This window comes from Staphylococcus sp. EG-SA-10 (genome assembly GCF_017151945.1).
In the GTDB taxonomy this organism is placed as follows: domain Bacteria; phylum Bacillota; class Bacilli; order Staphylococcales; family Staphylococcaceae; genus Staphylococcus; species Staphylococcus aureus.
Map to the genome: position 1 here is coordinate 1 of NZ_JACVZJ010000057.1, position 435 is coordinate 435.

Here is a 435-nt window from a genome sequence, read left to right on the forward strand (position 1 = left end):
CTTTCGAACACTAGCGATTATTTCTTATGAATTCAAGCTTATTTAAAACTCTTTATTCACTCGGTTTTGCTTGGTAAAATCTATATTTTACTTACTTATCTAGTTTTCAATGTACAAATAATGGTGGAGACTAGCGGGATCGAACCGCTGACCTCCTGCGTGCAAAGCAGGCGCTCTCCCAGCTGAGCTAAGCCCCCAAACAGGTATTAAATTAATGGTGGGCCTAAGTGGACTCGAACCACCGACCTCACGCTTATCAGGCGTGCGCTCTAACCAGCTGAGCTATAGGCCCATTAATTTGAATGAACAAACATTCAAAACTGAATACAATATGTCACGTTATTCCGCATCTTCTGAAGAAGATGTTCCGAATATATCCTTAGAAAGGAGGTGATCCAGCCGCACCTTCCGATACGGCTACCTTGTTACGACTTC

The 435-nt window shown here is 42.8% G+C and carries 2 tRNA genes and 1 rRNA gene; all 3 read right to left on the bottom strand.

Annotation, left to right across the window (positions count from 1 at the left end):
• Positions 1-121 precede the first annotated feature (121 nt).
• Positions 122-197 (bottom strand) — tRNA-Ala (locus IDG45_RS13750).
• 18 nt (positions 198-215) lie between these two features.
• Positions 216-292 (bottom strand) — tRNA-Ile (locus IDG45_RS13755).
• Positions 293-383: 91 nt separating this feature from the next.
• Positions 384-435, bottom strand: a 16S ribosomal RNA gene (locus tag IDG45_RS13760); the annotation flags it as partial.